Origin of the sequence: Pseudoxanthomonas daejeonensis, assembly GCF_010093205.1 — a bacterium.
In the GTDB taxonomy this organism is placed as follows: Bacteria; Pseudomonadota; Gammaproteobacteria; order Xanthomonadales; family Xanthomonadaceae; genus Pseudoxanthomonas; species Pseudoxanthomonas daejeonensis.
Genome location: NZ_PDWN01000003.1, coordinates 154630 through 179865 on the forward strand (window position 1 = coordinate 154630; position 25236 = coordinate 179865).

The 25236-nt window shown below is 69.4% G+C and carries 22 protein-coding genes; 6 read left to right on the forward strand and 16 right to left on the reverse strand.

What is annotated here, in order from left to right:
- Nucleotides 1-10: 10 nt before the first annotated feature.
- On the reverse strand, nt 11-1108 hold the full coding sequence (locus CSC65_RS03905; protein WP_162408676.1) for a homocysteine S-methyltransferase family protein: 1098 nt from the start codon (nt 1106-1108) through the stop codon (nt 11-13).
- A gap of 7 nt (nt 1109-1115) precedes the next feature.
- Nucleotides 1116-2045 (reverse strand): ArsR/SmtB family transcription factor, encoded by a 930-nt coding sequence (locus CSC65_RS03910; RefSeq protein ID WP_162408677.1) that lies wholly within the window; start codon nt 2043-2045, stop codon nt 1116-1118.
- 134 nt (nt 2046-2179) lie between these two features.
- Between CSC65_RS03910 and CSC65_RS03915 the strand changes: the two genes are divergently transcribed.
- From CSC65_RS03915 to CSC65_RS03925, 3 genes are all read left to right on the forward strand, one after another.
- Nucleotides 2180-3328 (forward strand): acyl-CoA dehydrogenase family protein, encoded by a 1149-nt coding sequence (locus CSC65_RS03915; RefSeq protein ID WP_162408678.1) that lies wholly within the window; start codon nt 2180-2182, stop codon nt 3326-3328.
- Between the two features lie 646 nt (nt 3329-3974).
- Complete coding sequence (gene pbpC, locus CSC65_RS03920) at nt 3975-6416, forward strand: penicillin-binding protein 1C (RefSeq protein WP_162408679.1); 2442 nt, start codon at nt 3975-3977, stop codon at nt 6414-6416.
- A gap of 84 nt (nt 6417-6500) precedes the next feature.
- On the forward strand, nt 6501-7529 hold the full coding sequence (locus CSC65_RS03925; RefSeq protein ID WP_162408680.1) for a cysteine synthase A: 1029 nt from the start codon (nt 6501-6503) through the stop codon (nt 7527-7529).
- Between the two features lie 45 nt (nt 7530-7574).
- Here the strand turns inward: CSC65_RS03925 and CSC65_RS03930 are convergent, their stop codons facing one another.
- Entirely contained in the window at nt 7575-8054 is a 480-nt protein-coding gene (locus tag CSC65_RS03930) for a peroxiredoxin (protein WP_162408681.1), read from the reverse strand.
- 167 nt (nt 8055-8221) lie between these two features.
- Here CSC65_RS03930 and CSC65_RS03935 point away from each other — a divergent pair, with 167 nt between their 5' ends.
- Entirely contained in the window at nt 8222-8659 is a 438-nt protein-coding gene (locus CSC65_RS03935) for an Hsp20/alpha crystallin family protein (protein WP_162408682.1), read from the forward strand.
- Nucleotides 8660-8820: 161 nt separating this feature from the next.
- Complete coding sequence (locus CSC65_RS03940; protein WP_162408967.1) at nt 8821-9705, forward strand: DnaJ C-terminal domain-containing protein; 885 nt, start codon at nt 8821-8823, stop codon at nt 9703-9705.
- Between the two features lie 7 nt (nt 9706-9712).
- On the opposite strand, the gene pilH is transcribed toward CSC65_RS03940, so the two are convergent.
- The gene (gene pilH, locus CSC65_RS03945) at nt 9713-10102 is read right to left on the reverse strand and encodes a twitching motility response regulator PilH (protein WP_162408683.1); all 390 of its coding nucleotides are present in this window, start codon (nt 10100-10102) and stop codon (nt 9713-9715) included.
- 127 nt (nt 10103-10229) lie between these two features.
- Nucleotides 10230-11000, reverse strand: coding sequence for a ThuA domain-containing protein (locus tag CSC65_RS03950; protein WP_162408684.1), 771 nt, complete (start codon nt 10998-11000; stop codon nt 10230-10232).
- Between the two features lie 166 nt (nt 11001-11166).
- Here CSC65_RS03950 and CSC65_RS03955 point away from each other — a divergent pair, with 166 nt between their 5' ends.
- Nucleotides 11167-12003 (forward strand): glycoside hydrolase family 16 protein, encoded by an 837-nt coding sequence (locus CSC65_RS03955; RefSeq protein WP_162408685.1) that lies wholly within the window; start codon nt 11167-11169, stop codon nt 12001-12003.
- Nucleotides 12004-12025: 22 nt separating this feature from the next.
- Here CSC65_RS03955 and CSC65_RS03960 read toward each other — a convergent pair whose 3' ends face one another.
- The 11 genes from CSC65_RS03960 to purB all read right to left on the reverse strand — a co-directional run bounded on the left by CSC65_RS03960 (nt 12026) and on the right by purB (nt 25222).
- Nucleotides 12026-13027, reverse strand: a complete 1002-nt coding sequence (locus tag CSC65_RS03960; RefSeq protein ID WP_162408686.1) for a YhdH/YhfP family quinone oxidoreductase — start codon at nt 13025-13027, stop codon at nt 12026-12028.
- 262 nt (nt 13028-13289) lie between these two features.
- Complete coding sequence (locus CSC65_RS03965) at nt 13290-13883, reverse strand: LOG family protein (protein WP_162408687.1); 594 nt, start codon at nt 13881-13883, stop codon at nt 13290-13292.
- A 22-nt stretch (nt 13884-13905) separates the two neighbouring features.
- On the reverse strand, nt 13906-14079 hold the full coding sequence (locus tag CSC65_RS03970) for an MFS transporter (RefSeq protein ID WP_162408688.1): 174 nt from the start codon (nt 14077-14079) through the stop codon (nt 13906-13908).
- Nucleotides 14080-14349: 270 nt separating this feature from the next.
- Entirely contained in the window at nt 14350-15801 is a 1452-nt protein-coding gene (gene lpdA, locus CSC65_RS03975) for a dihydrolipoyl dehydrogenase (protein WP_162408689.1), read from the reverse strand.
- Between the two features lie 151 nt (nt 15802-15952).
- Entirely contained in the window at nt 15953-17182 is a 1230-nt protein-coding gene (gene sucB, locus CSC65_RS03980; RefSeq protein WP_162408690.1) for a dihydrolipoyllysine-residue succinyltransferase, read from the reverse strand.
- A 45-nt stretch (nt 17183-17227) separates the two neighbouring features.
- Nucleotides 17228-20059 carry a 2-oxoglutarate dehydrogenase E1 component gene (locus CSC65_RS03985; RefSeq protein WP_162408691.1) on the reverse strand — a complete coding sequence of 944 codons (2832 nt, stop codon included), beginning with the start codon at nt 20057-20059 and terminating at the stop codon, nt 17228-17230.
- A gap of 321 nt (nt 20060-20380) precedes the next feature.
- Nucleotides 20381-21280: a GNAT family N-acetyltransferase gene (locus tag CSC65_RS03990; RefSeq protein WP_162408692.1), complete on the reverse strand. Its 900-nt coding sequence runs from the start codon at nt 21278-21280 to the stop codon at nt 20381-20383.
- Nucleotides 21277-22518, reverse strand: a complete 1242-nt coding sequence (locus tag CSC65_RS03995) for a ribosomal protein uL16 3-hydroxylase (RefSeq protein WP_238390265.1) — start codon at nt 22516-22518, stop codon at nt 21277-21279. The genes CSC65_RS03990 and CSC65_RS03995 overlap by 4 nt, the downstream gene beginning before the upstream one ends.
- A complete protein-coding gene (locus CSC65_RS04000; protein ID WP_162408693.1) occupies nt 22515-22913 on the reverse strand; it encodes a VOC family protein in 399 nt (132 codons plus the stop codon). Before CSC65_RS04000 ends, CSC65_RS03995 begins: the two co-directional genes overlap by 4 nt.
- 27 nt (nt 22914-22940) lie before the next feature.
- Nucleotides 22941-23843, reverse strand: a complete 903-nt coding sequence (gene bla, locus CSC65_RS04005) for a subclass B3 metallo-beta-lactamase (protein ID WP_238390266.1) — start codon at nt 23841-23843, stop codon at nt 22941-22943.
- A complete protein-coding gene (purB, locus tag CSC65_RS04010; RefSeq protein WP_162408694.1) occupies nt 23840-25222 on the reverse strand; it encodes an adenylosuccinate lyase in 1383 nt (460 codons plus the stop codon). The genes bla and purB overlap by 4 nt, the downstream gene beginning before the upstream one ends.
- Between the last annotated feature and the right edge of the window lie 14 nt (nt 25223-25236).

Sequence of the window (25236 nt, forward strand, 5' to 3'; positions counted from 1 at the left end):
GCGTGTGGGATCAGGCCGCCAGCGCGCTGGCGCCGGCCGGGCGGCGCGGCGCCAGGCCGCGCACGGCCTCGGCGATCGCGCGGATGTGCTCGGGCGAGGTGCCGCAGCAGCCGCCGACGAGGTTGAGCAGGCCGGCCTGGGCGAATTCGCGCAGGACCTCCGCCATCTCTTCCGGTGTTTCGTCGTAGCCACCGAACGCGTTGGGCAGGCCGGCGTTGGGGTGGGCACTGACGTAGTACGGCGACACGTCGGACAGCGATTCCACGTGCGGTCGCAGGTCCTTGGCGCCGAGCGCGCAGTTCAGGCCGATCGACAGCGGTCGCGCATGGGCCAGCGAGGCATGGAAGGCTTCGGCGGTCTGTCCGGACAGGGTGCGCCCGGACGCATCGGTGATGGTGCCGGAGATCATCACCGGCAGCCGCGCGCCGCGCGCGTCGAACACTTCCTCGATCGCGTACAGCGCGGCCTTGGCGTTGAGCGTGTCGAAGATGGTCTCGACCATGATCGTGTCGCTGCCGCCGTCGATCAGGCCTTCGACGGCCTCGCGGTAGGTCGCGCGGAGCTCGTCGAAACTGGTGTTGCGGAAGCCCGGATCGTTCACGTCCGGGCTGATCGAGGCCGTGCGGCTGGTCGGGCCGAGCACGCCGATGACGAACCGGGGTTGCTGCGGGGTGGCTGCTTCGATCGCATCGCACTGTTCGCGCGCGACCTGCGCGCCGGCCTTGTTGAGCTCGTACACCAGGTGCTCGAGGTGGTAGTCGGCCTGGCTGACCGAGGTGGCGTTGAAGGTGTTGGTTTCGAGCAGGTCGGCACCGGCGTCCAGGTAGGCGCGATGGATGCCGGCGATGATTTCCGGCCGGCTCAGCAGGAGCAGGTCATTGTTGCCCTTGAGATCGTGGCCGCAATGCGGGCCATGGCCCTCGTGGTCGGGATGCTGCGCGTGGTCGTAGCCCTCGGCGAAGCGCGCGCCGCGGTAATCGGCCTCCTGCAGGTCGTGGCGCTGGATCATCGTGCCCATCGCGCCATCGATGACCAGGATCCGCTCGCGCAGGGCCTGCTCGAGCAGGGCAACGCGGTGGGGGTGCAGCCAGGGCAGGGGTCGGCTCATGTCGTACTCAGGGCTTCTGCGCGATCAGCGAGATCACTTCGAAATGGGGGGGGCGGCGCTCGCGGGTCACCGTCTCCAGGCTGGTCACTTCCAGCCCGGCCTTCTCGGCGAACTTGCGCAGTTCCTTGGCGGCGAAGCCGAGATTGACGTGGCCGTAGGTGTCCACGACGGCCTTGTGTTCGTGGCGTGCCAGGCTGCTCAGCAGCAGGCGCCCACCCTTGCGCAGCACGCGTGCGCCCTCGGCCACGGCTTGGGCCGGTTTGGCCGAGTAGGTGAGCGCGTGCATCAGCACCACCAGGTCGAAGCTGCCTTCCTTGAACGGAAGCGCGTGCATGTCGGCCTCGCGCACCTCCACGTTCTCCAGCCGGCGCAGGCGTTCGCTGGCCGCGGCGACCACCCGCGCGCTGGTGTCGATGCACACGTAGCGGTTCGAGTGCGGCGCCAGCAGTTCGGCGAGCACACCATCGCCGGAGGCGATGTCGAGCACGTCGCCGGTTTCAAGCAAGGGCAGGGCGCTGCGCGCCAGGGCCTCCCAGGTGCGTCCGGGCGAGTAGTGGCGTTCCATGTCGCCGGCCACGCTGTCGGCCCAGTTCTGGTCGGCGGCGCGGGCGGCAAGCACGGAGGGCAGGCGCTCGGCGTCCTGGCGCAGCAAGGGATCGTCGCTGCCGGTGCTCAGGGCCTGCCACAGGGCGCGCTGCGCCGGGTCCAGCGCGGCTTCGTCATAGCGGTAATAGGCCGAGACACCGGAGCGGCGGTCGCGGACCAGGCCGGCTTCCTTGAGCTTGGCCAGGTGGGTGGAGACACGCGGTTGCGCCAGCCGCGTGATCGAGGACAATTCGGCCACGGTCAGCTCTTCAAGCTCCAGCAGCGCCAGCAGGCGCACGCGGGTGGCGTCGGCGAAGACCTTCAACCGGGTCGACCAGTCCTCCAGATCCATAAATATCTTCCTATCGCGATATAGAGATATTGTGGCGGCGCGGGGCTGGACCGGTCAAGCTGCATACGCCTGCGAATGGCAATGTGGTTGCAACAGTTACAATTGGCCATTGCCCATGACCGGAGGGGTCAGCCGTGGATTTCAGCTTCACCGAAGAACAACTGATGCTGCAGGACGTCGCGCGCCGCATCGCGCAGGACGTGATCGCGCCGAGCGCCGAACACTTCGACCGCAATGGCGAGTTCCCGCTGGACAACATCCGCCTGCTTGGCGAGAACGGGCTGATGGGCATCGAGACGCCGGCCGAGTACGGCGGCGCGGGCATGGACCCGGTCAGCTACGTGCTGGCGATGATCGAGATCGCCGCCGGCGACGCCGCCCACTCCACGATCATGTCGGTCAACAATTCGCTGTTCAGCGCGGGCATCCTCAAGCATGGCAGCGAGGAGCAGAAGCAGGCGTACGTGCGCGCGATTGCCGAGGGCCGCGAGATCGGCGCCTTCGCCCTGACCGAGCCGCAGTCCGGTTCCGATGCGACCGCCATGCGCTGCCGCGCGGTGAAGCAGGCCGACGGCACTTTCGTCGTCAATGGCAAGAAGAGCTGGATCACCTCCGGCCCCGTTGCCCGCTACATCGTGCTGTTCGCGGTGACCGAACCGGACAAGGGCGCGCGTGGCATCAGCGCCTTCGTCGTCGATACGACGCGTCCGGGTTTCCACCGCGGCAAGACCGAGCCGAAGCTGGGCATCCGCGCCTCGGCTACCTGCGAGATCGAGTTCCAGGATTACGTGGCGCAGGCCCAAGACCTGCTGGGCAAGGAAGGCGAAGGCTTCAAGATCGCGATGGGCGTGCTGGATTCCGGGCGCATCGGCATCGCTTCGCAGGCCATCGGCATCGCGCGTGCGGCCTACGAGAAGACCCTGGAATACGTGAAGGAGCGCAAGGCGTTCGGCGCGGCGATCGGCACCTTCCAGATGACCCAGGCCAAGATCGCCGACATGAAGTGCAAGCTCGACGCTTCGCTGCTGCTCACCCTGCGCGCGGCGTGGCTGAAGGGCCAGGGCAAGCCGTTCTCGGCCGAGGCGGCCATCGCCAAGCTCACCGCGTCGGAAGCGGCGATGTGGATCACCCACCAGGCCGTGCAGATCCACGGCGGCATGGGCTACTCCAAGGAGATGCCGCTGGAGCGTTACTTCCGCGACGCCAAGATCACCGAGATCTACGAAGGCACCTCGGAAATCCAGCGCCTGGTCATCGCCCGCAGCGAGACCGGCCTGCGCTGAGGCGCGGCGAATGGATGGGATTGGAAACGGGGCCGAAAGGCCCCGTTTCTTTTTATGCGCTTGCTGCTGGTTGGCGAGGGCGCAAGCGGAGCCGCAACCGCAACCGCAACCGCAACCGCAACCGCAGAATGCCCTGCAGGTGGAGTGATCGGCTCCGGTCTGAGCCGTGGCAGGCCAGGGGTATCGCGGTCGGCACGACGGCACGTCCTTGTGCCGACGTGCCGACGCGGACATCCATGTCCGCTGCCGCGATACCCCTGGCCCGCCACGGCTTCGGGATGCTTTGACGACATGGCTTCGTTCGGCGACCGGGACCCGTCTGGTTTGCGGTAGAGGTTTCCCGTGCAGCCGTGCGATCGAAGCCACGACCCCACCGTCGCCGGAGGACGTCGGGCCATGCGGGTATGGCGCAAGTGGCACATGGATGTGCCACGGCCGCGAGTGCGGACAGGGATGTCCGCCCGAGCGGTAAGCCATACCCGCATGGCCCGGCGGCCCCCGCCGAAGCCGAGGCTCCTGCTCCGACCGCGTCAGAAGGGCGTCGTGGAATGGATGCTTTCGACTGACTGTCCGGGTACGTGGCGCTTTTGTCCGGACGCGCAATCGCTTCAAATGGACCGATGGCAGTTGCCGAACGAGGACACGGGTGGCGGAAGGGACGGCAAGGTCGCAGAGAGCGCGCAAGGCGCCGAGCCGCGCGTGGCCGTGGCTGCGCTGGACCACGATCGCCGTGTTGTTGGCCGTGCTCGTGCTCGACCTGACCTTCCCGCCGCCGCTGCCCCAGGCGGACGAGGGCGTGGCCGGCGTGGTCACGGCCGCCGATGGCACCCCATTGCGTGCGTTTGCCGACAGTGAGGGCGTATGGCGCTATCCCGCCACGCCCGGGACCGTTTCGCCGCTCTACGTGCAGGCACTGCTGGGCTACGAGGACCGCTGGTTCGAATACCACCCTGGAATCAATCCACCCGCGCTGGTGCGTGCGGCCGGCCAGTGGCTGCGCAGTGGCGGCATCGTTTCCGGCGGTTCAACGCTGACCATGCAGGTCGCGCGCATCCTCGAAGGCCATCCGACCCGCAGCGCCACGGGCAAGCTCCGGCAGATGGCGCGCGCGCTGCAACTGGAGGCGCGGCTCTCCAAGCCGCAGATCCTGCAGCTGTACCTGGAACGCGCACCGTTCGGCGGCACCATCGAAGGGGTCGAGGCCGCCAGCTGGGCCTACCTGGGCAAGCCGGCCGCGCGCCTGTCGCATGCCGAGGCGGCTTTGCTCGCAGTGCTGCCGCAGGCACCCAGCCGGCTGCGTCCGGACCGGAATCCGGAGGCCGCGCGCGCGGCGCGCGACAAGGTGCTGGAGCGGATGCAGGCACTCGGCGTGTGGACACCGGAGGAAGTCGACGACGCACGCATCGAGCCGGTGGTCGCACGGTCGCTACAGGTGCCGGTGCATGCCGCCTTGCTGGCGCAGCGATTGCGCCAGGCCGCGCCGGCGCAGGCACGCATCGCCACCACGATCGACGCCGACCTGCAGCGCGCGCTGGAGGAGCGGGTGTCGGCCTATTTCGCCACGTTGCCGCCACGGACCTCGGCGGCGCTGCTGGTGGTGGACAACACGGACATGCAGGCGCGCGCGTATATCGGTTCGGTGGTGTTCGGCGATCGCGAACGCCTCGGCCATGTGGACATGGTCCGTGCGTGGCGCTCGCCGGGCTCCACGCTCAAGCCGTTCCTGTACGGCATGGCCCTGGACGATGGACTGATCCACTCGGAAAGCCTGCTGGTGGACGCACCGCAGGATTTCGGCGGCTACCGGCCGGGAAATTTCGGCGAGGCCTTCAATGGCCCGGTCGGCGCGGCGTCCGCGTTGCGACTCTCGTTGAACGTGCCCGCGGTGGACCTGCTCGACCGGATCGGCGCGGCGCGCTTCGCCGCGCGGCTGGACCATGCCGGCATCGCGCTGCGGTTTCCGCGCGGGGCGCGCCCGAACCTGGCGCTGATCCTCGGCGGCACCGGCGTGCGCCTGGAGGACCTGGTCGGTGCGTTCGCCGCGTTCCAGCGCGAGGGCGTCGCCGCGCAGGTGCGCTACACGGCGCAGCAGCCACTGGTCGAGCGCCGCCTGCTGTCGCCCGGTGCGGCCTGGATCGTGCGCGACATCCTCCAGTCCAGCCCGCGGCCGGGCCAGGGCAACGTGGCCTTCGATACCGGGTCGCGGCCACCGGTGGCCTGGAAGACCGGCACCAGCTACGGCTTCCGCGACGCCTGGGCGGTCGGCGGTACGCGTCGTTACACGGTCGGTGTCTGGGTCGGCCGACCCGATGGCACGCCCTTGCCGGGGCAGTACGGTGCGCTCACCGCGCTTCCGCTGCTGCTGGAGACGGTGGACAGCCTGCCGCGCCTGCCCGGCGATGCCGATGCCGTGCCGCGACCATCGTCGGTGGATGCGGTCGAAGTGTGCTGGCCCTTGGGTCGTGCCAGCGCGGACACCCCCGCGTCGCTGTGCCAGCGACGCCTGCAGGCCTGGCGGCTGGAGGGAGTGGTGCCACCCACCTTTCCCGAGCGCGATGCGCGCCTGTGGAATGCGGGGCGCGAGCGCTTCCAGGTCGACGCGACCACCGGCCTGCGCGTGTCGGCCGAATGCACCCGGCCGCATCCGGTCGAAACACGCGAGCTCGCGCGCTGGCCGGCGCTGCTGTCGCCGTGGCTGCCCGCCGAGGTGCGCAACGCCGCGCGCCTGCCGCCTTTGGCGCGCGACTGCGTCGATGACGGACGCGGCACCGCGGAGACGCTGCGCATCGAGGGCATCGTCGACCGGGCTACGCTGGCGCAACCCCCCGGTGCGTCGCGCGGATTGCGCCTGCGGGTCCGCGCGCTGGGTACGTCCATGCCGGTGCAGTGGCTGCTCGATGGCCGCGCGATCGCAAGGACCGAAGGTGCGCGCGGATTCGAGCATGACTACGCCCTGGCCGGCCGCGGCGAGCATGTGCTGACCGCACTGGCCGACAGTGGCGCCTGGGCGCAGGTGAGGTTCCGGGTGGCGGACATGGACGGAGGCGCACGGCCGGTCGTGCAGGGCACGGCCATCGCAAGCCCCTGACGGTCTATCCTCAGGCCGCAAGCCAGGCCTGTGCCCGGCGCCGGCTATGCTGGCGCTCCCCGCGACCCACCGAGCCCCACCGCGATGAACCCACGCCCGGCCATCGCCGAGGACCTGGCCGCCGCCATCGGCCACACGCCCCTGCTGCGCCTGCGCCAGGCCTCGGAACTGACCGGCTGCGAAATCCTGGCCAAGGTCGAATCGCTCAATCCCGGTGGCTCGATCAAGGACCGCACCGCGCTGGGCCTGCTGCTGGACGCCGAGCGCCGCGGCCTGCTGCGCAGCGGCGGGACGATCGTGGAAGGCACCGCGGGCAACACCGGCATCGGCCTGGCCCTGCTCGGCGCCAGCCGCGGCTACCGCACCATCATCACCATGCCGCAGACCCAGAGCCGCGAGAAGATCGACGCGTTGCGCGTCACCGGGGCGCAGGTGCGGCTGGTGCCGGCCGTGCCCTATGCCAATCCCGACCATTACGCGCACCAGGCGCGGCGGCTGGCCGAGGCGATGAACGGGGCCGATCCGGGCAGCGCCTGGTTCGCCGACCAGTTCGACAACACCGCCAACCGCGATTTCCACCAGGCCACCACCGGCGTGGAGATCTGGGAGCAGGCCGGCGGGCGCATCGACGGCTTCGTCTGCGCCACCGGTACCGGCGGCACCCTGGCCGGCGTTGGCCACGCACTCAAGTCGCGCAATCCAGGCGTGGTGGTCGCGCTCGCCGATCCGGCCGGCTCGGCGCTGGCCAGCTACATCAACACCGGCGAGTTGAAGAGCGAAGGCGGCTCGATCAGCGAAGGCATCGGCTCCAGTCGCATCACCGCCAATTTCGACGGCGCGCCGATCGACCTGGCCTGGTCGATCCCCGATACCGAATCGGTGCCGTGGGTCCATGCGCTGATCCACGAGGAAGGCATCAACGCCGGCGGCTCGAGCGGCGTCAACGTGGCCGGCGCGGTGCGGCTGGCGCGGCAGCTGGGCCCCGGCCACACCGTCGTCACCGTGCTGGCCGATGCGGCCACCCGCTACCAGGCCAAGCTGTTCAATCCGGCGTTCCTGCGCGACAAGGCACTGCCGGTGCCGGCATGGCTGGAGCGCGCGTTCCCGGAATAGGGTGCGCGCGCCGGTTCGGTGGAGGCCGGTTCAGTCGAGACGTGCTCAATTGAGATGCGCGATCACATGGTCGGCCGAGGACACCTTGAACTCGCCCGGCGCCTCGACGAACAGCTGGCGCACGATGCCGTCCTCGGCGTACAGGGCGAAGCGCCGCGCGCGGATGCCCATGCCGTAGCCGCTGGCATCCATTTCCAGGCCCAGGGCCCTGGTCAGGTCGGCGTTGCCGTCGGAGACCAGCTGAAGGCCGTCCGGTGCTTCCAGCGACTTGCCCCAGGCCTGCATCACGAACGGGTCGTTGACCGCCATGCAGATCACCTCGATGCCGCGGCTGCGGAAGTCCTCGAAGCGGGCGATGAAGCCGGGCAGGTGCTTCTCCGAACAGGTCGGGGTGAACGCACCCGGCACGGCGAACAGCACGACCTTGCGGCCTTCGAACAGGGTGGGCGTGTCCACGCTTTCCACGCCTTCGCGGATGCGCTTGAGCACGACTTCGGGGACGCGGTCGCCGGTCTGGATGGTCATCGGAGGGCTCCTGTGGGGAAGGGGGGCGGGCGTCGCCTGGTGGCTGAACACAGTCTAGCCGGCTGGCGGTCGCCGCCGCGTGGCGACGCTTGAAACATGCCGGCCGATTCCCATTTTCCGGGCATCGCCGCGCATCCCGCAGCGGCCCTTCGAGCAAGGAGACCTCCATGGCCATCGTCCGCTACAACACCGTTCCCGGCCGCCACCTGCAGGATGAGTTCCGCCAGGTGTTCGAGCGCTTCCTCGGCGACGCCGGCGCCGATCCGTCCGACGTGGTGACCAGCCAGTGGGCGCCCTCGGTGGACATCCGCGAGGAGGCCGACCGGTTCGTCATCTTCGCCGACATCCCGGGCGTGGATCCCAAGGAGATCGAGGTGCAGATGGACAAGGGCGTCCTGACCCTCAAGGGCGAACGCGCCGGCGAGGAAGGGGAAACCCAGGGCTATTCGCGCCGCGAGCGCGCCTGGGGCGCGTTCCACCGCCGCTTCGCCCTGCCCGACAGTGCCGATGCCGACAACATCACCGCCAGCGGCCGCAACGGCGTGCTGCGCATCGACATCCCCAAGCGCCCGCGGGCTACGCCGCGCCGCATCGAAGTGCAGTGATGCCACGCCCGGCGCTGCGAGCGCAGCGCCGGGACCCGTCGCCGGTTCGCGCCGGTGCCGGGCGAACGCCTAGAATCAGGCCCGTGGCGCCCGCGCTGCGGGCCTTTATGTTTCCGGTGCCGGGCGGCAGACGCCCGGCGCCCAGCCAGTCGTGGTGAATGATGGAATTCAAGGACTATTACGCGATCCTCGGGGTCGAACCGAGCGCCGGCGAAGCCGAGATCAAGTCGGCCTACCGCCGCCTGGCGCGCAAGTACCACCCGGACGTGAGCAAGGAATCCGACGCCGAGGACAAGTTCAAGGCGATCGGCGAAGCCTATGAGGCCCTGCGCGATCCGCAGAAGCGCGCCGCCTACGACCAGTTGCGCGCGCGCGGCTACCGGCCGGGGCAGGAGTTCCATCCGCCGCCGGGCGGTTTCGAAGGTGGCGGCTTCGATTACGACGAGATCTTCGGCGACATGGGTGGCCGCGGTGGCGGTGGTGGCGGCTTCAGCGATTTCTTCGAAAGCGTGTTCGCACGCCAGCGCGGTGCCGGTCCGCGCGCCGGCGGGCCGCAGCCGCGCGGCGACACCCGGGCCAAGCTCGCGGTGCCGCTGGAGGCGGTCTACCGCGGCGACAGCGTGCGGATCACCCTCAACGGCCGGCAGCTGGAAGTGAAGGTCCCCAAGGGCATCCGCGCCGGCCAGGCGATCCGCCTCTCCGGCCAGGGCAACGGCGGCGGCAACCTCTTGCTGGAGATCGAGTACCAGGCCCACCCGCAGTTCGAAGTGGACGGGCGCAACATCCTGCACACGCTGCCCGTGCCGGCCTGGCACGCGGCGCTGGGAACGACGGTGAGCGTGCCGACCCTGGGCGGGCCGGTGGAGCTGAAGATTCCGGCCGGCTCCGATGCCGGTCGCAAGCTGCGCCTGCGTGGACGCGGCCTGCCGGGCGACACGCCGGGCGACCAGATCGTGGAGCTTGAGGTGCAGGCGCCGGCGCCGGGCAACGAGGCGCAGCGCCAGGCCTATCGCGACCTGGGCGCCGCATTCGGCGACGGCGAGTAAGCCGGCCTCAGGCCTCGGGTACGAGCCCGGCTTCGTCGCCGAGCAGGCGGCCGATCACGTCCGACAGGTCGCTTTCCGAGAACGGCTTGGTCAGGTAGGCGCGCGCGCCCTGGCGCATGCCCCACATGCGGTCGGTGTCCTGGTCCTTGGTGGTCACCAGCACCACCGGGATGTCGCGCGTGGTGCTTTCGCGACTCAGGGTGCGGGTGGCCTGGAACCCGTTGAGGTTGGGCATCACCACGTCCATCAGGATCAGGTCGGGCAATTGCGCCTTGGCCACCTCCACGCCCGCAGCGCCGTCTTCGGCGGTGAGCGTTTCGTGGCCGAGCTTCTCGACGATGCGCTGGATTCCCATGAGCTGGGATGGCGAATCGTCCACGATCAGGATGCGTGCCATGGTGCGTCCCCCGGTATTTCCCCTGCGCCGGAGTGTAGACGTTGCGTGAAGCCGCCGGAAGCCTCCCGCGGCCCCGGCGCCGCCACGAAGATTGACCATGCGCACATTGCGGCCCCGGAATGGGTCCCTAGCAGTCGCCCGACAGGCCCGTGGCGTAGCGCAGGCCGCGCAGCAGGTGCGCGCGGAATACCGGGTCGGCATACAGTGCTGGATCGTGGCCGAGGCCGGTGTACCACGCACGCCCCCCGGCGGCACGGTGGCACCACGCGATCGGATGATCCGCGCCCATGGTCCCGCCGGCATAGGTCGATTCGTCCACGGTGGCGATCACGTCCACGCCCGCGCGTGGATTGCGTCGGTAGTTGTAGATCTCGTCGCTGACGCGCCAGCGTTGCAGGCCATCGGGCCCGCGACCGGATTCGAAGCGCACCTCGGTTGCCTGCAGGCCGGGTGGGTGGCCCTTGAACCAGGCGCCGACCAGGTCGCCGTACCACGGCCACTGCTTGCCGGTATCGGCGGCGGAATGCACGCCCATGAACGCGCCGCCGGCGGCGACATAGCGCTCGAATGCTGCGCGTTGCACAGGATCGAGCACCTCGCCGGTGGTGTTGGCGAACAGCACCGCACGGAAGCCCGGCAGGCGGGCATCGTCGAACATCGCCGGATCCTCGCTGTGGACGATGTCGAACCCGGCCTGGTCGGCGAGGTCGCGCAGCGTGGCGACCGCCTGCGGAATCGAGTCATGGCGCCAGCCAGCGGTACGGGTGAACACCAGGAGTGCGGGGCGCGCGCTGGAGACCTCCGCGGGCGAGCCCGCTGCCACGCCTGTGACCGGCGGCGCGCCGGCAACGACGAGGTGCGGGAAAGCGCATGCCGAAGCAAGCAGGAGGGCGGCCATTCGCGGGCCATGCATGCGCATGGGGGGATCGATCATGCCTGCAAGGGTAAACGCCGCCACCGCCGGGCACCCGCTGCGACGCAGCGACCCGCCTCGCTGCGCTGCAGCTTCGCCGGGCAGCGGCGCGTGCCTAGAATCGGGGGATTCCATCAGGGGGAAGCAGCGCATGGGTCCGATCGCGAGAATGGGGCGGGTGCTGTGCCTGCTGGGCGTGATGCTGGCTCTGGCGGCGCAGGCCGAAGACGGTGCCGGCGCGCAGGCGCGGGCCTGGACGTTCGCATCGACGCCTTCGTGGCAGGACGAATTCGACGGCGACGGCCAGCCCGATCCGGCGAAGTGGGGCTACGACCTCGGCGGCAAGGGCTGGGGCAACAACGAACTTCAGTACTACACCGACAAGCCGGCCAATGCGTTCGTCGCCGATGGCCTGCTGACCATCGTCGCGCGCAGGCAGAGGGCGGGAAAGAACCCGTATACCTCGGCGCGGCTGGTCTCGCGCGGCAAGGGCGACTTCCAGTACGGACGCATCGAGTTCCGCGCGCGGCTGCCGGTCGGCCGCGGCACCTGGGCCGCGCTGTGGATGCTGCCGACCGAGAACCGCCATGGCGGATGGCCGCGCTCGGGCGAGATAGACATCATGGAGCACGTGGGCTACGACCCCGGCCAGGTCCACGTCACCGTGCATACGCAGGCCTACAACCACAAGATCAAGACCCAGCGCGGCAAGCAGGCGCATGTCGACAGCCACAGCAGCGAATTCCATCGCTACCGGGTGGACTGGACCCCGGACTGGATCCGCGGCTACATCGACGACGCGCCGGTGTTCGAGTTCGCCAACGAAGGCACCGGCCCGGATTCCTGGCCGTTCGACCAGCCCTTCCACCTGCTGATGAACCTGGCCGTCGGCGGCGACTGGGGCGGTGCGCAGGGCGTCGACGAGTCCGCGTTCCCGGCATGGATGGAGGTCGACTACGTGCGGGTGTATCCGCTGCTTCAGGACTGAATCCGCTGTCAGCGGGAGCGGTCTACGCAGGCAGGCGGACCACCGTGCGGCCCAGCGAGCCGCCGGCAAGCATGGTGTCGAACACGGCCGGCAGGTCTTGCAGCGTCGCCTCGCGGGTGCAGATGGCGTCGAGTTGCACCGGCTTCCATTCGTCCGCCAGCAGCGCCCAGATGTCGTCGCGGATGTCGCGCGCCGTGCCGGCCGATCCGATTCCGAGCAGGGAAACGCCGCGCAGGATGAAGGGCATCACCGTCAGCGCCTCCAGCGAAGGCGTGGCCGCAAGCCCCGCGGCGGCGACGTTGCCGTAGGCGGCGGTCTGCGCCAGCAGGCTGACCAGCATCGGCCCACCCACGTTGTCCAGGCCGCCGCCGAAGCGGATCGATTCCAGGGGCCGTTTCGCATCCAGCGCGTCGCGGCCGAGCACTTCGCTTGCGCCGAGCGACTTCAGGTAACCGGCCTGGTCGGCCTTGCCGCTGATCGCATGCACCTGGTAGCCGGCGCGGCTGAAGATCGCCACCGCCAGGGAGCCCACGCCGCCGGTGGCGCCGGTGACGGCCAGCGGGCCCAGCTCCGGGCGCTGGCGGTTCTCGCGCATGCGGTACAGCGCCAGCGCGGCGGTGAAGCCGGCGGTGCCCAGGATCATGGCCTGGCGCAGGTCCAGTCCGCGGGGCAGGGCGACGACCCATTCGGCCGGCAGGCGCGCATAGGCCGCGTAGCCGCCATCGCGGGTTTCGCTCAGGCCGCAGCCGGTGACCAGGACCGGATCGCCTTCGCGGAACTTCGGATCGGTGGAGGCGACCACGTGGCCGGCGACATCGATGCCGCCGACCAGCGGAAAGCGGCGCAGGATTTTGCCCTGGCCGGTGCCGGCCAGCGCGTCCTTGAAGTTGACCGAGGACCATTCGGCCTTGACCACCACTTCGCCGGGCGACAGCTCGTCCAGCGACAACGCTTCGATACCGCTGCGGTAGCCGGCGTCATCGTTGCGGATGCGGAAAGCGGGGAAGGAGGCGGGGATGGTCATGCGTGGAACTCCGTCGTCCCGGGGAACGCCGGGACCCAGTGCCTAGATTCTTGCCGCCTCGCCCGCGGAAATCAAAGCGGGCAGAGGAGGTCCGGATAAAGGTCGCGCCGCGCCGGGATTGCAGGGGGGCGCTGGCGGCGTCTGGCGCGTCGCCACGCGCCTGCGGCCTCATCGCATCGCGTCGCGTCGCTTCTCGTCGATCCGCGCCGGGATTGCAGGGGGGCGCGGGCGGCGTCTGGCGCGTCGCCACGCGCCTGCGGCCTCATCGCATCGCGTCGCGTCGCTTCTCGTCGATCCACTTTGACGCCTGCGCCGGCTCATACCCCCGCATCCACGCCAGCATCGCCTCGAGGTCGTTGCCGTACCACAGGTCCGCGCGCTGGTCGGGATGCAGGAAGCGCTCGTCGACCATCCTGTCGATCATGCCGATCAGCGGGGCGTAGAAGCCTTCGACGTCGAGGAAGGCGCAGGGCTTGCTGCCGATGCCCAGCTGGCGCCAGGTCAGCATCTCGAAGATCTCTTCCATCGTGCCGAAGCCGCCGGGCAGGGCGACGAAGGCGTCGGACAGGTCGAACATGCGCGACTTGCGTTCGTGCATGGAGCCGACGATCTCAAGTTCGGTCAGGCCGCGGTGCGCCACTTCCCAGTCGGCCAGCTGCTTGGGAATCACGCCGGTGACCTGGCCGCCCGCCGCCAGCACCGCATTGGCGACCGTGCCCATCAGGCCGACGTTGCCGCCGCCATAGACCAGGCGCAGGCCCTCCCGGGCGATGCGGTCGCCCAGGGCGATCGCGCGCTCGGTGTAGGCCGGTTTGCTGCCGGAGTTGGAGCCGCAGTAGACGCAGATCGATTTCATGCCGATGTCCTTCGTTGCCCGATCAGTTCTTCGACTTGCGCTGGCGCACCACGATGGCGACGCCCAATACGATGAAGGCCACGCCGACGCCACCGAAGGCAAGCCGCTGGCTGGCGACCGCGCCGGCGATGAACATCACGCCGGCGGCGATGTAGAGGCCGGCGGTCACGCGATGCGGCAGTCCGTTCGAAGCCATGGTCACCCTCTGTGATCGGTTGCTGTGCTTGTGGAACGACAAAGCCGGGCATCACCCGGCTTCGTTGTGCCGTAGCCCCCGAGTCGGGGGCGGTCCGCGCCAAAGGCGCGCGACGGCGGGGATGGCGGCTTCCACGAGGCGCCGATCTCCGACGGCTCCTGGCCATAGCCCCCGAGTCGGGGGCGGTTCGCGCCAGCGGCGCGAAATGGCGGGGATGGCAGTTCCATGGAGGACATTCGATCTTGAATGTCCTCCATCCATAAAGCCAACTCAGTTGGCTTTATGGATCGCGCGCTTGTCCACCGCCATGGCCGCGTCGTGGATCGCTTCGGACAGGGACGGGTGGGCGTGGCAGATGCGCGCCAGGTCGTCGGCAGAACCATTGAACTCCATGGTCAGCACGCCTTCGTGGACCAGTTCGGACACGTTCGGGCCGATCAGGTGCAGGCCGAGCACGCGGTCGGTCTCGGCATGCGCGATCACCTTGGCAAAGCCGACTGGCTCGGCCATGGCCACGGCGCGGCCGACGGCGGCGAACGGGAAGCTGCCGGTCTTGTACGGCACGCCCTCGGCCTTGAGCTGCTGCTCGGTCTTGCCGACCCAGGCGATCTCCGGGGCGGTGTAGATCACGTAGGGGATGGTGTCGAGGTTGACGTGGCCGGGCAGGCCGGCGATCAGTTCGGCGACGGCGATGCCTTCCTCGAAGCCCTTGTGCGCCAGCATCGGCCCGCGCACGCAGTCGCCGACCGCCCAGATGCCATCGACGCCGGTGTGGCAGTGCTCGTCGACCACGACCTGGCCGCGCTCGTTGACCTGCACGCCGGTACCTTCGGCCAGCAGGCCCTTGGTCGCGGCGCGGCGGCCGACGGCCACCAGCAGCTTGTCCACCACCAGCGACTGCTCGCCGGATGCGTCGGCGTAGGCGATCGCCACTTCCTTCTTCTTGCCCTTGCCGGCGCCCTTGGACGGCACGACCTCGGCCTTGGATACCTTCGCGCCCAGCTTGATGTCCAGGCCTTCCTTCTTCATCTCGCGGGCGGCCAGCTTGGCCACTTCGGCGTCGGCGGCGGGCAGGAAGTCGGGCAGGGCTTCGAGCACGGTGACCTCGGCGCCGAGGCGACGCCACACGCTGCCCAGCTCCAGGCCGATGACGCCGGCGCCGATCACGGCCAGGCGCTTGGGCACTTCGGTGAAGTCCAGCGCGCCGACGTTGTCGACGATGTTCTCGCCGTCGAACTTGGCGAACGGCAGCTCGATCGAGTCCGAACCGGCGGCGATGATGACGTTGGTGGCCTTCAGCTCGACTTCGGCGCCGTCATGTTGCTTGACCTTGACCACGTTGCCCGGCTGCAGCGTGCCGAAGCCGTAGTACGCGGTGACCTTGTTGGCCTTGAACAGCATTGCGATGCCGCCGGTGAACTGCTTCACGATGGCGTCCTTGCGGGCGACCATCTTCGGCACGTCCATTTGCGCATCCTTGAAGCTGATGCCGTGCTGGCCGAACTGGTGCTGCATGTTCCAGTACTGGTGCGTGGAATCCAGCAGCGCCTTGGACGGGATGCAGCCCACGCGCAGGCAGGTGCCACCGAGCGCCGGCTTGCCGTCCTTGCCCAGCGCCGCGTCGATGCAGGCCGTCTTCAGGCCCAGCTGCGCGGCACGGATCGCGGCGTGGTAGCCGGCCGGGCCGGCACCGATGACGACGACGTCGAATTGTTCAGCCATTTCCAGTTCCTTTGCCGTTCGCTCCCCGTCGCGGGAAGCAGCCCCGTCGGGGGCATGGAGAGTGCGGCAGGGCGGTGGAGCCGGAATGGAGCGCGTGTTCCGCCAGCCCTGGCGAAAGACCCTCCTCCGCGTGGGAGGAGGGCGGTCGTGCTTAAAGCCCGAACAGGATCCGGTTCGGGTTCTCGAGCTGGTTCTTGATGTCGACCAGGAACTGCACCGCATCCTTGCCGTCGATGATGCGGTGGTCGTAGGACAGCGCGATGTACATCATCGGCGCGATCACGACCTGGCCGTTCTCGGCGATCGGGCGCTCCTTGATGGTGTGCATGCCCAGGATCGCGCTCTGCGGCGGATTGACGATCGGCGTGGACATCAGCGAACCGAAGGTGCCGCCATTGGTGATGGTGAAGGTGCCGCCCTGCAGGTCGTCCAGGCCGAGCTTGCCGTCGCGTGCCTTCTTGGCGTAATCGGCGATGCCCTGCTCGATGTCGGCGAAGCCCATGCGTTCCACGTTACGCAGCACCGGCGTCACCAGGCCCTTCTCGGTCGACACGGCGATCGAGATGTCGGCGTAGCCGTGATAGATGATGTCGCTGCCGTCGACCGAGGCGTTGATGACCGGGAAGCGCTGCAGCGCGTTGGCCGCAGCCTTCACGAAGAAGCTCATGAAGCCCAGCTTGATGCCGTGGGCCTTCTGGAAGTCCTCGCCCAGCTCCTTGCGCGCGGCCGACACCTTGGCCAGGTTGACCTCGTTGAACGAGGTCAGCATCGCGATCGAGTTCTTCGACTGCATCAGGCGTTCGGCGATACGGGTGCGGATGCGGGTCATCGGCACGCGCTCTTCCGGGCGTGCGCCGCCGGCCTTGCCGGCGCCGCCGCTCTTGGCGTAGTTGACCAGGTCTTCCTTGGTCACCGCGCCGCGACGACCGGTGCCGTCGACCTGCGACGGATCGATGCCTTCCTTGGCGGCGGTGAAGCGCGCGCCCGGCGGCAGTTCGCTGCCCGAAGCCGGAGCCGGCTTGGTCGAGGCGGGAGCGGCGGCTTCGGCCTTGGCGGCGGCGGCCTTGGGCTGCACTTCCTCGGCGCCCGCGGCCGGCTTGGCGGCGGCCGGGGCGGCAGCGGCTGCGCCACTGGCAACAGATGCGCCTTCCTCGATGATCGCCAGCAGCTGCTGGCTGGTCACCGTGTCGCCTTCCTTGAACTTGATTTCCTTCAGCACGCCGTCGACCGGCGAGGGGACCTCAAGCACGACCTTGTCGGTCTCCAGGTCCACCAGGTTCTCGTCGCGCTTCACCGCGTCGCCGGCCTTCTTGTGCCAGCTGGCGATGGTGGCGTCGGAGACGGATTCGGGAAGGACCGGAACTTTGACTTCGGTGGCCATGGGGCGTCCTTGATTCGTTATGCGTAGGGCAAACAGGGCGAAGGTTTATTCGGCGACGATCTGGTTGCCGGGCGGATTGACCAGCGCGTCGGCAACCAGCTTCAGCTGCTCTTCGACGTGGTCGGCGAAATGGCCGACGGCCGGCGAGGGCGAGCGGGTGCGGCCGGCGTAGCTCAGGGCCTGGCCCTTGGCCAGGCAAGCCTGCAGGTGGTGCTTGATCTGGTACCAGGCACCCTGGTTCTGCGGCTCTTCCTGGCACCAGACCACCTCGGTGGCCTTGGCGTAGGTCTGCAGCACGGTGCCCAGCGCCTCGCGCGGGAACGGGTACAGCTGCTCGATGCGGACGATGGCGACATTGTCCTGGCCGCGCTTCTGCTGGTCCTCGAGCAGGTCGTAATAGACCTTGCCCGAGCAGGCGACTACGCGCTTGACCTTCTTCGGGTCGGCGCTGGTGTCCGGGATCAGGTGCTGGAACTCGCCGTTGGCCAGCTCGTCCAGGCTCGACACGGCCAGCTTGTGGCGCAGCAAAGACTTGGGCGACATCACGATCAGCGGCTTGCGGGTGCTCATCTTCAGCTGGCGGCGCAGCATGTGGAAGCACTGCGCCGGCGTGGTCGGCACGCAGACCAGCATGTTCTCCAGCGCGCACAGCTGCAGGAAGCGCTCCAGACGCGCGGAGCTGTGCTCCGGGCCCTGGCCCTCGTAGCCGTGCGGCAGCAGCAGGGTCAGGCCGGAAATGCGGCCCCACTTGGCCTCGCCCGACGCGATGAACTGGTCGATCACGACCTGGGCGCCATTGGCGAAGTCGCCGAACTGGCCTTCCCAGATGTCCAGCGTGTTCGGGTCGGTGGTGGAGAAGCCGTACTCGAATGCCATCACCGCCTCTTCGCTGAGCAGCGAGTCGATGATCGTGGCCTGTTCCGGGCTTTCCACCAGCTGGCGCAGCGGCAGATAGTAGCTGTCGGTCTTCTGGTCGTGCAGCACCGCATGGCGGTGGAAGAACGTGCCGCGGCCGGCGTCCTGGCCGACCAGGCGCAGGCCGTAACCCTCGGACAGCAGGGTGGCGTAGGCGAGGTTCTCGGCGAAGCCCCAGTCGCCGCCGATCTCGCCGGCGGTCATCTTCAGGCGGTCGTCGTAGATCTTGGCCACGCGCGGATGCAGCGACACGCCCTGCGGGATCGTGTTGATGATCTTGGCCAGCTGGACCAGCGTGCCCTTCTTGACCCTGGTGTCGACCGTATCGGACAGCGTGCCCGACAGGTACTTGGACCAGTCGATGGTCAGCTCGTAGTCTTCCGGCTTGGAACCGGCCAGCTCGGTGGTGTACTCACCGGCGTCGAGCTTGTCGCGGTACGCGTCGACCAGCGCCTTGCCGGCGTCGGCGGCGATCACGCCGGCCTTTTCCAGCCTGGCGGCGTAGAGCTCGCGCGTGGTCGGGTGCTTGCGGATGGTCTGGTACATCACCGGCTGCGTCGCCGCCGGCTCGTCGGCCTCGTTGTGGCCGTGGCGGCGGTAGCAGACCAGGTCGATGACCACGTCCTTGCGGAACTGCTGGCGGAACTCGTAGGCCAGCTTGGCCACGAACACCACCGCTTCGGGATCGTCGCCATTCACGTGGAAGACCGGTGCGCCGACCATCTTGGCCACGTCGGTGCAGTACATCGTGGAGCGGGCATCTTCCTTGTTGCTGGTGGTGAAGCCGACCTGGTTGTTGACCACCACGTGCACGGTGCCGCCGACGGCGAAGCCGCGCGCCTGCGACATCTGGAACAGCTCCATGACCACGCCCTGCCCGGCGAACGCGGCGTCGCCGTGGATCACGACCGGCAGCACGCGGCGGCGCTCGTCGTCGCCGCGGCGCTCCTGCCGCGAACGCACCGAGCCGACGACCACCGGGTCGACGATCTCCAGGTGCGAAGGATTGAAGGCCAGGGCCAGGTGCACCGGCGCGCCCGGGGTGGCGAGGTCGGCCGAGAAGCCCATGTGGTACTTCACGTCGCCGGCGTGGGCCAGCGCGTCGTGCTCGAACTTGCCCTCGAACTCGTCGAACAGCTTGCGCGGGTTCTTGCCCAGGGTGTTGACCAGGACGTTGAGGCGGCCGCGGTGGGCCATGCCGATCACGATGTCCTTGACCTTGTCCACGCCGGACTGGCGGATCACCGTGTCCAGCAGCGGGATCAGCGAATCGCCGCCTTCCAGCGAGAAGCGCTTCTGGCCGACGTACTTGGTGTGCAGGTAGCGCTCCAGGCCCTCGGCGGCGGTCAGCCGCTCCAGCACGCGCTGGCGGGTCTCGGCGCTGAGGTTGTAGTCGCCACCGGCCAGCTCCAGGCGCTGGTACAGCCACTGGCGCTGCTCGACCTCCGGGATGTGCATGAACTCGGCGCCGATCGGGCCGGTGTAGGTCGCCTTGAGCCGGGCGAGCAGGTCGCGCAGCTTCATCCGCGGCTGGCCGGCCAGGCCGCCGGTGCTGAACTCGCTGTCCAGGTCGCGCTCGGACAGGTCATGGAAGCCCAGGCCCAGGTCCGGCGGGTTCATCGGCGGGGTCAGGGCGAGCGGGTCGACCTGGGCGCCGAGGTGGCCGCGCGAGCGGTAGGCGGTGATCAGGCGGCCGACGTTGCGCTCGCGCTCGTCGCCGGCGGACGGGGCGGTCGCATGGCCGTTGTTGGCGGCCTGGCGGGCGGCCTGCGCGACGTGGGCGATGACGGCCGAGTGCGGGATATCACCGGCCTCGCGGCCCTTGAACCCGTCGAAGTAGCTTTTCCACTTCGGATCGACACTTTCGGGGGAGACCAGGTACTGCTCGTACAGGTCCTCGATGAAGGCGGCATTGCTGCCGAGTAGCGAAGACTGTGCAAACTGCTTGAGTAGGTTGTCCACGATGGTCGCGTCTGGAGGGGGGACGGGCCGGTATTGGCCCCAGGCCCGCCGGAGCGGGCGTGACAGCCGCAAAAGTATAACCCCCATCGCCCGTTCAGGGACCTAGACGAATGGCCGATCCACGCCCGTCGAGGCACGCGTGGTGCGCCTGTTCACACTCCGTGTGCACCGATTCGCCGCGGGTTCGCGATTCGCCCTGCGCTGTCCCGCGCCCGGTCCACGGAATACACCGTTGCGTGGCATCCATGCAGGGGCCTGCCCGGGTCGGCTCGCCGCCTGCGTACGCGTTCGCCACCTGCCGCAGCGACAGCACGGGCCGTGCTAGAGCGTGCGGTACTCGGTGCAGGGCCGCGAACGCTCCCAGATGCGATCGAAGTCCAGCTGCAGGCGCCGGGCGAGCGGTGCGTCGTCCACGCCGCCTTCGCCGTCGAAGCGGTGGCCCAGCGGGCGGAAGCAGGCGCCACCGGTATCGTTGAAGGCGTAGGCCGAGGGATAGCGGGCGTCGACCGGGTCGCGGACCTCGCGGAAGGCGAACACGCTGGGCAGGCGCTGGGCCAGCGGCAGCAACGGCGCGCCATTGCGCTGCGGCGTGGCCGCATCCTGCAGCAGCACCCGGACCCGGCGTTCCCCGCCGCTTACCGCGAAGCGGCGCAGGGCTTCAAGCACGTCCATGCGATCGAGCAGCCCCGGATCCATGGCCCGGCTGTAGACGCCCAGGTCGCGTCGTGCGTGGCCGGCCAGGGCGACCAGCACCGCGGCGGCGCCCATGGCGTCCTCGATCGGGCTTGAGCCGGGCAGGCGGCGGCGCATTTCGCGATGGTCGATGCCGGCCTCCACGAAGGAGGGGCCGGAGGGAACGAAGCCGGCGCGGGCGTAGAACGGCAGCGCGTGGAGCTGGGCGTGCATGGAGACCTCCGGCCACTGGCGGCGCCGGGCTTCGGCGACCAGCGCCGCCAGCATCGCCTCGCCGATGCCCTTGCCGCGGTGCGCATCCAGCACGGCCATGCGCCCGATCCGCCGGTCGGGCGTCAGTCGGGCCGTGCCCAGCGCCTGGCCGTCGGCGTCCACGGCCAGGACGTGGAAGCACAGCGGGTCCAGCGCGTCGCGTTCCAGTTCGACGGGAACCTGTTGCCCCTGCACGAAGACCACCTCGCGCACCGCGTGCACCCGCGCGTGGTCGCGTGCGTAGTCGACGGTGGCGATGGTGAAACCAGCGGTCATGCGTCGTAGTCCGCGTCCGGGTCTTCGACCAGCAGGGCGTAGTGGCCGGCCTGGTACAGGGCGTGGGCGGCCTCGCGACCGTCCGGCGAGAGCTGCGACCAGAGCGCGCCGTCGAGCGCCTGGGCGTCGGCCAGCAGGCGCGCGTCGGCGACCGGCAATGGCAGCGCCCGCCCGCTGCAGAACAGGCTGGCGTCGTCGCGGGTGCGCCGCCAGGCCATCCGCGACCACGGATGGCGCTGCAGCACCGCCCCGCGGGTCAGGTCCCACTCCAGCTCGATCCGGGGACGCTCGTCGCCGCGCGGCATGACCTCGCCGGCGGCGCGGTAGGTGGTGATGAAGCGGCCGAACCAGTCGCCGAGGCGGTCCGGGTCGTTCATCCGGATCGCGTTGAGCGCTTCGACCACCCGGTTCATCGCGTCCACGTCGATCTCGTTGGGATCGGCCGGCACGAGCAGGTCCTCGTCGTGGTAACGGACGGACTCGTCGGCGCCGAGCAGCACTTCATCCAGCCAGTCGCCCATCAGTTCGGACGCGGCCGGTGCGCGCATGCCGATCGAACAGGTCAGGCACGCATCCTCGGCGACGCCGTGGTGCGGTACCAAAGGCGGCAGGTAGAGCATGTCGCCCGGGCCCAGCACCCAGTCGTGGGTCGGATCGAACTTCCGCAGCAGCTTGATCGGCACCTCGTCCTGGAAGTCCAGGTCCGGCGCGGCTTGGCCCATCGCCACGCTCGCGTCGATCTGCCAGCGGCGATGGCCCTGTGCCTGCAGCAGGAACACGTCGTAGTGGTCGACATGGGCGCCGACCGAGCCGCCGGTGGCGGCGAAGCTGACCATGACGTCGTCGATGCGCCAGCGTGGCAGGAAACGGAATTGCGCCAGGAGGGCGGCGACATCGGCATCCCACTTGTCGACGTCCTGGACCAGCAGGGTCCAGTCGTGGTCGGGCAGGCCGGGGAAATCCTCCTCGGCGAACGGGCCATGGCGCACATTCCAGGCACCGCTGGCACGGTCGTGCGAGATCAGCCGTGCCAGCACGCCCTCTTCGCAGGCCAGGCCGGCCAGGTCCTCGGGCTGCAGCGGGGCCTGCAGCCCGGGGAAGGCATTGCGGATCAGCAGGGGGCGCTTGTGCCAGTAGTCGCGCAGGAACGCGGCCGGATCCATGCCCAGCGGCGGCAGCCGCGCGGCATCGATCTCGAATGGCGGCTCGATGGAGGTCTTCTTGGTGCGGGGAGTCATGTGGCGATCTCGTCGTAGCCGCGGCCGAGGAACTGGAGCAGGCACCAGCCGTGCCCGAACGGGTCGGCCAGCTGCACGATGCGGCCCCAGGCGGCTTCGCGCACTTCGCCTTCGGTGCGGGCGCCGGCGGCAGTCGCGCGGGCCAGGGCGGCGTCCAGGTCCTCGACCACGAGGTCCAGGTGGATCGGCGACCAGTGGCGCCGATAATTGCGCGACGAACCGGCGGCGCCTTCGCTGCCGGCCTCCTTGCGCAGCAGGTAGAACGGCACCGGTGCACCGGTCATTTCGAGGCCGCCATCGCCGAAGCGCCGCGCGGCCGCCAGGCCGAACGCGTCGCGATAGAACGCCTCGGCGCGGGCCAGGTCGTCGACGTCGATGTTGATCAGCAGCTGCATGTCGGATCGCGTCGGCGGCGGCGGGGATCAGCGTTGTGGCGGGGTGGTGGCTTCGTCGGCCAGGCGCTTGTCGAGGCGCTCGCGCGCCTTGCCGGCATAGGCACGGCACGCGCCTTCCTGGGCCAGCGGCTGGCGGGCGCCCGGACCCAGTCGCGACCACAGGTCGCTGGCGGACGGATGCGGCGTGACCAGGATGTCGCAGGGCAGGACGGCGACCGCGTCGAGCGTGCGGCGCAGGCTTGCCACGTAGTCCGGATGGTCGCTGAAACGCCATTCGTCGTCGGAGATCGCGGTGAGGCTGTCCACGTAGGCGATGTCGGCGCAGGCGCCGTTCTCGCAGGAGCGCCAGGTCCAGCTGGTGCCGCCGGGCGAGTGCCCGGGTGTGGCATGCGCGGTCAGGCGCCAGCCGCCCAGCGACAGCTCCTCGCCATCGCCGATGCGGCGCACGCCTGCGACGGGCGCCATGGCGTCGAGCATTGCGAACTGCGGGTCTTCGCGGCCGCTGCGGCCGCTCTCGAGCACCACGGCGGCCGGCTCGCGCGCGACCACGGTCGCGCCGCTGGCCTTCTGCAAGGCGGCAATGCCGCCGGCATGGTCGAAATGCTCGTGCGAACCCACGATGTAGCGCACGTCCTCGACCCGGAAGCCCGCGGCGCGGATGTTCGCCTCGATCAGTGCGGCACCCTTGGCGGTGCCGCCATCGAGCAGCACGTGACCCTGCGGGGAGGTCACCAGCAGCGCGGTGATGCCGCAGGTGCCGACGAACCAGGTGTCGCCGTGCAGGTGGTAGGGCGGGGACGGATCGTCCCAGCCGGCGTCGGCGGCGCAGGCCGGCGCAGGCGCGGGGCTGGCTGCGCTCGTGGCACCGGCACGCACGGCGAAGGGCGCGAGCAGCGCGACGGCCGCGATGGCGAGCGTCCGCACCTTCACAGCGCGCGCGCCAGGCGTTCGGCCAGGCCGGTGTAGGCAGCGGGCGTCAGCGCCTGCAGGCGCGCACGTGCATCTTCCGGCAGGTCCAGCGAGGCGACGAAGCCGCGCATCGCCTCCGCGTCGATGCCCTGGCCGCGGGTCAGCGCCTTGAGCTGTTCGTACGGGTTGGGCAGGCCGTGCCGGCGCATCACCGTCTGCACCGCCTCGGCCAGTACTTCCCAGGCCGCGTCGAGGTCGGCTTCCAGGCGTTCGGGATTGACCGTCAGCTTGCCCAGGCCCTTGCCCAGCGAGTCCAGGGCGACCTGGGTGTGGCCGAACGCGGTGCCCAGCGCACGCAGCACGGTGGAGTCGGTCAGGTCGCGCTGCCAGCGGCTGATCGGCAGCTTGGCCGAGAAATGCTCGAACAGCGCGTTGGCGATGCCGAAGTTGCCCTCGGCGTTCTCGAAGTCGATCGGGTTGACCTTGTGCGGCATGGTCGAGGAGCCGATCTCGCCTTCCTTGAGCTTCTGCCTGAAGTAGCCCAGCGAGATGTAGCCCCACACGTCGCGCGCCAGGTCGACCAGCACGGTGTTGGCGCGGCGCACCGCATCGCCCAGTTCGGCGATGTTGTCGTGCGGCTCGATCTGGGTGGTGTAGGCGTTGAAGGGCAGGCCCAGGCCCTCGACGAAGCGCTGCGCGAACAGCGGCCAGTCGATTTCCGGATAGGCGATGGCATGGGCGTTGTAGTTGCCGACCGCGCCGTTGATCTTGCCGGTCAGCTCGACCGCGGCGATCTGCCTGCGCTGGCGTTCCAGGCGGGCCACGACATTGGCCACTTCCTTGCCGAGGGTGGTTGGCGAGGCGGTCTGGCCGTGGGTGCGCGAGAGCATCGGCTGGGCGGCCTGGGCCGCGGCCAGCGCGCGCAGCTGGGCGATGACGCCGTCCAGCGCCGGCAGCAGCACCGTGTCGCGCGCCTCGCGCAGCATCAGTGCGTAGCTGAGGTTGTTGATGTCCTCGCTGGTGCAGGCGAAGTGGACGAATTCCAGCGCGGGCCCCAGCTCTTCGGCAAGCTCGCCGGCGTCGTCCTTCAGCCGCTCCTTGATCAGGTACTCCACCGCCTTGACGTCGTGGTTGGTGGTGCGCTCGATCTCCTTGACCCGCGCCGCGTCGTTGACCGAGAGGTCGTCGGCCAGCGCGCGCAGGCGTTGCTGCGCAGCGGCGGAAAATTCGGCCAGCTCGGCGATGCCCGGCTCGGCGGCGAGCGCCAGCAGCCATTCGACCTCGACCTTGACCCGGGCGCGGATGAGGCCGTACTCGGAGAAGATCGGGCGCAGGGCGTCGACCTTGGACGCGTAGCGGCCGTCGAGCGGGGACAGGGCAAGCAGGGCGGAATCCGACATGGGGGCGGGATGCG

What these genes read in the sequence shown, in the direction of transcription:
- CSC65_RS03905 (WP_162408676.1), bottom strand. Translation starts at nt 1,108, where the DNA reads ATGAGCCGACCCCTGCCCTGGCTGCACCCCCACCGCGTTGCCCTGCTC.
- CSC65_RS03910 (WP_162408677.1), bottom strand. Translation starts at nt 2,045, where the DNA reads ATGGATCTGGAGGACTGGTCGACCCGGTTGAAGGTCTTCGCCGACGCC.
- CSC65_RS03925 (WP_162408680.1), top strand. Translation starts at nt 6,501, where the DNA reads ATGAACCCACGCCCGGCCATCGCCGAGGACCTGGCCGCCGCCATCGGC.
- CSC65_RS03930 (WP_162408681.1), bottom strand. Translation starts at nt 8,054, where the DNA reads ATGACCATCCAGACCGGCGACCGCGTCCCCGAAGTCGTGCTCAAGCGC.
- CSC65_RS03935 (WP_162408682.1), top strand. Translation starts at nt 8,222, where the DNA reads ATGGCCATCGTCCGCTACAACACCGTTCCCGGCCGCCACCTGCAGGAT.
- CSC65_RS03940 (WP_162408967.1), top strand. Translation starts at nt 8,821, where the DNA reads ATGGAATTCAAGGACTATTACGCGATCCTCGGGGTCGAACCGAGCGCC.
- pilH (WP_162408683.1), bottom strand. Translation starts at nt 10,102, where the DNA reads ATGGCACGCATCCTGATCGTGGACGATTCGCCATCCCAGCTCATGGGA.
- CSC65_RS03950 (WP_162408684.1), bottom strand. Translation starts at nt 11,000, where the DNA reads ATGGCCGCCCTCCTGCTTGCTTCGGCATGCGCTTTCCCGCACCTCGTC.
- CSC65_RS03955 (WP_162408685.1), top strand. Translation starts at nt 11,167, where the DNA reads ATGGGTCCGATCGCGAGAATGGGGCGGGTGCTGTGCCTGCTGGGCGTG.
- CSC65_RS03960 (WP_162408686.1), bottom strand. Translation starts at nt 13,027, where the DNA reads ATGACCATCCCCGCCTCCTTCCCCGCTTTCCGCATCCGCAACGATGAC.
- CSC65_RS03965 (WP_162408687.1), bottom strand. Translation starts at nt 13,883, where the DNA reads ATGAAATCGATCTGCGTCTACTGCGGCTCCAACTCCGGCAGCAAACCG.
- CSC65_RS03970 (WP_162408688.1), bottom strand. Translation starts at nt 14,079, where the DNA reads ATGGCTTCGAACGGACTGCCGCATCGCGTGACCGCCGGCCTCTACATC.
- lpdA (WP_162408689.1), bottom strand. Translation starts at nt 15,801, where the DNA reads ATGGCTGAACAATTCGACGTCGTCGTCATCGGTGCCGGCCCGGCCGGC.
- sucB (WP_162408690.1), bottom strand. Translation starts at nt 17,182, where the DNA reads ATGGCCACCGAAGTCAAAGTTCCGGTCCTTCCCGAATCCGTCTCCGAC.
- CSC65_RS03990 (WP_162408692.1), bottom strand. Translation starts at nt 21,280, where the DNA reads ATGACCGCTGGTTTCACCATCGCCACCGTCGACTACGCACGCGACCAC.
- CSC65_RS03995 (WP_238390265.1), bottom strand. Translation starts at nt 22,518, where the DNA reads ATGACTCCCCGCACCAAGAAGACCTCCATCGAGCCGCCATTCGAGATC.
- CSC65_RS04000 (WP_162408693.1), bottom strand. Translation starts at nt 22,913, where the DNA reads ATGCAGCTGCTGATCAACATCGACGTCGACGACCTGGCCCGCGCCGAG.
- purB (WP_162408694.1), bottom strand. Translation starts at nt 25,222, where the DNA reads ATGTCGGATTCCGCCCTGCTTGCCCTGTCCCCGCTCGACGGCCGCTAC.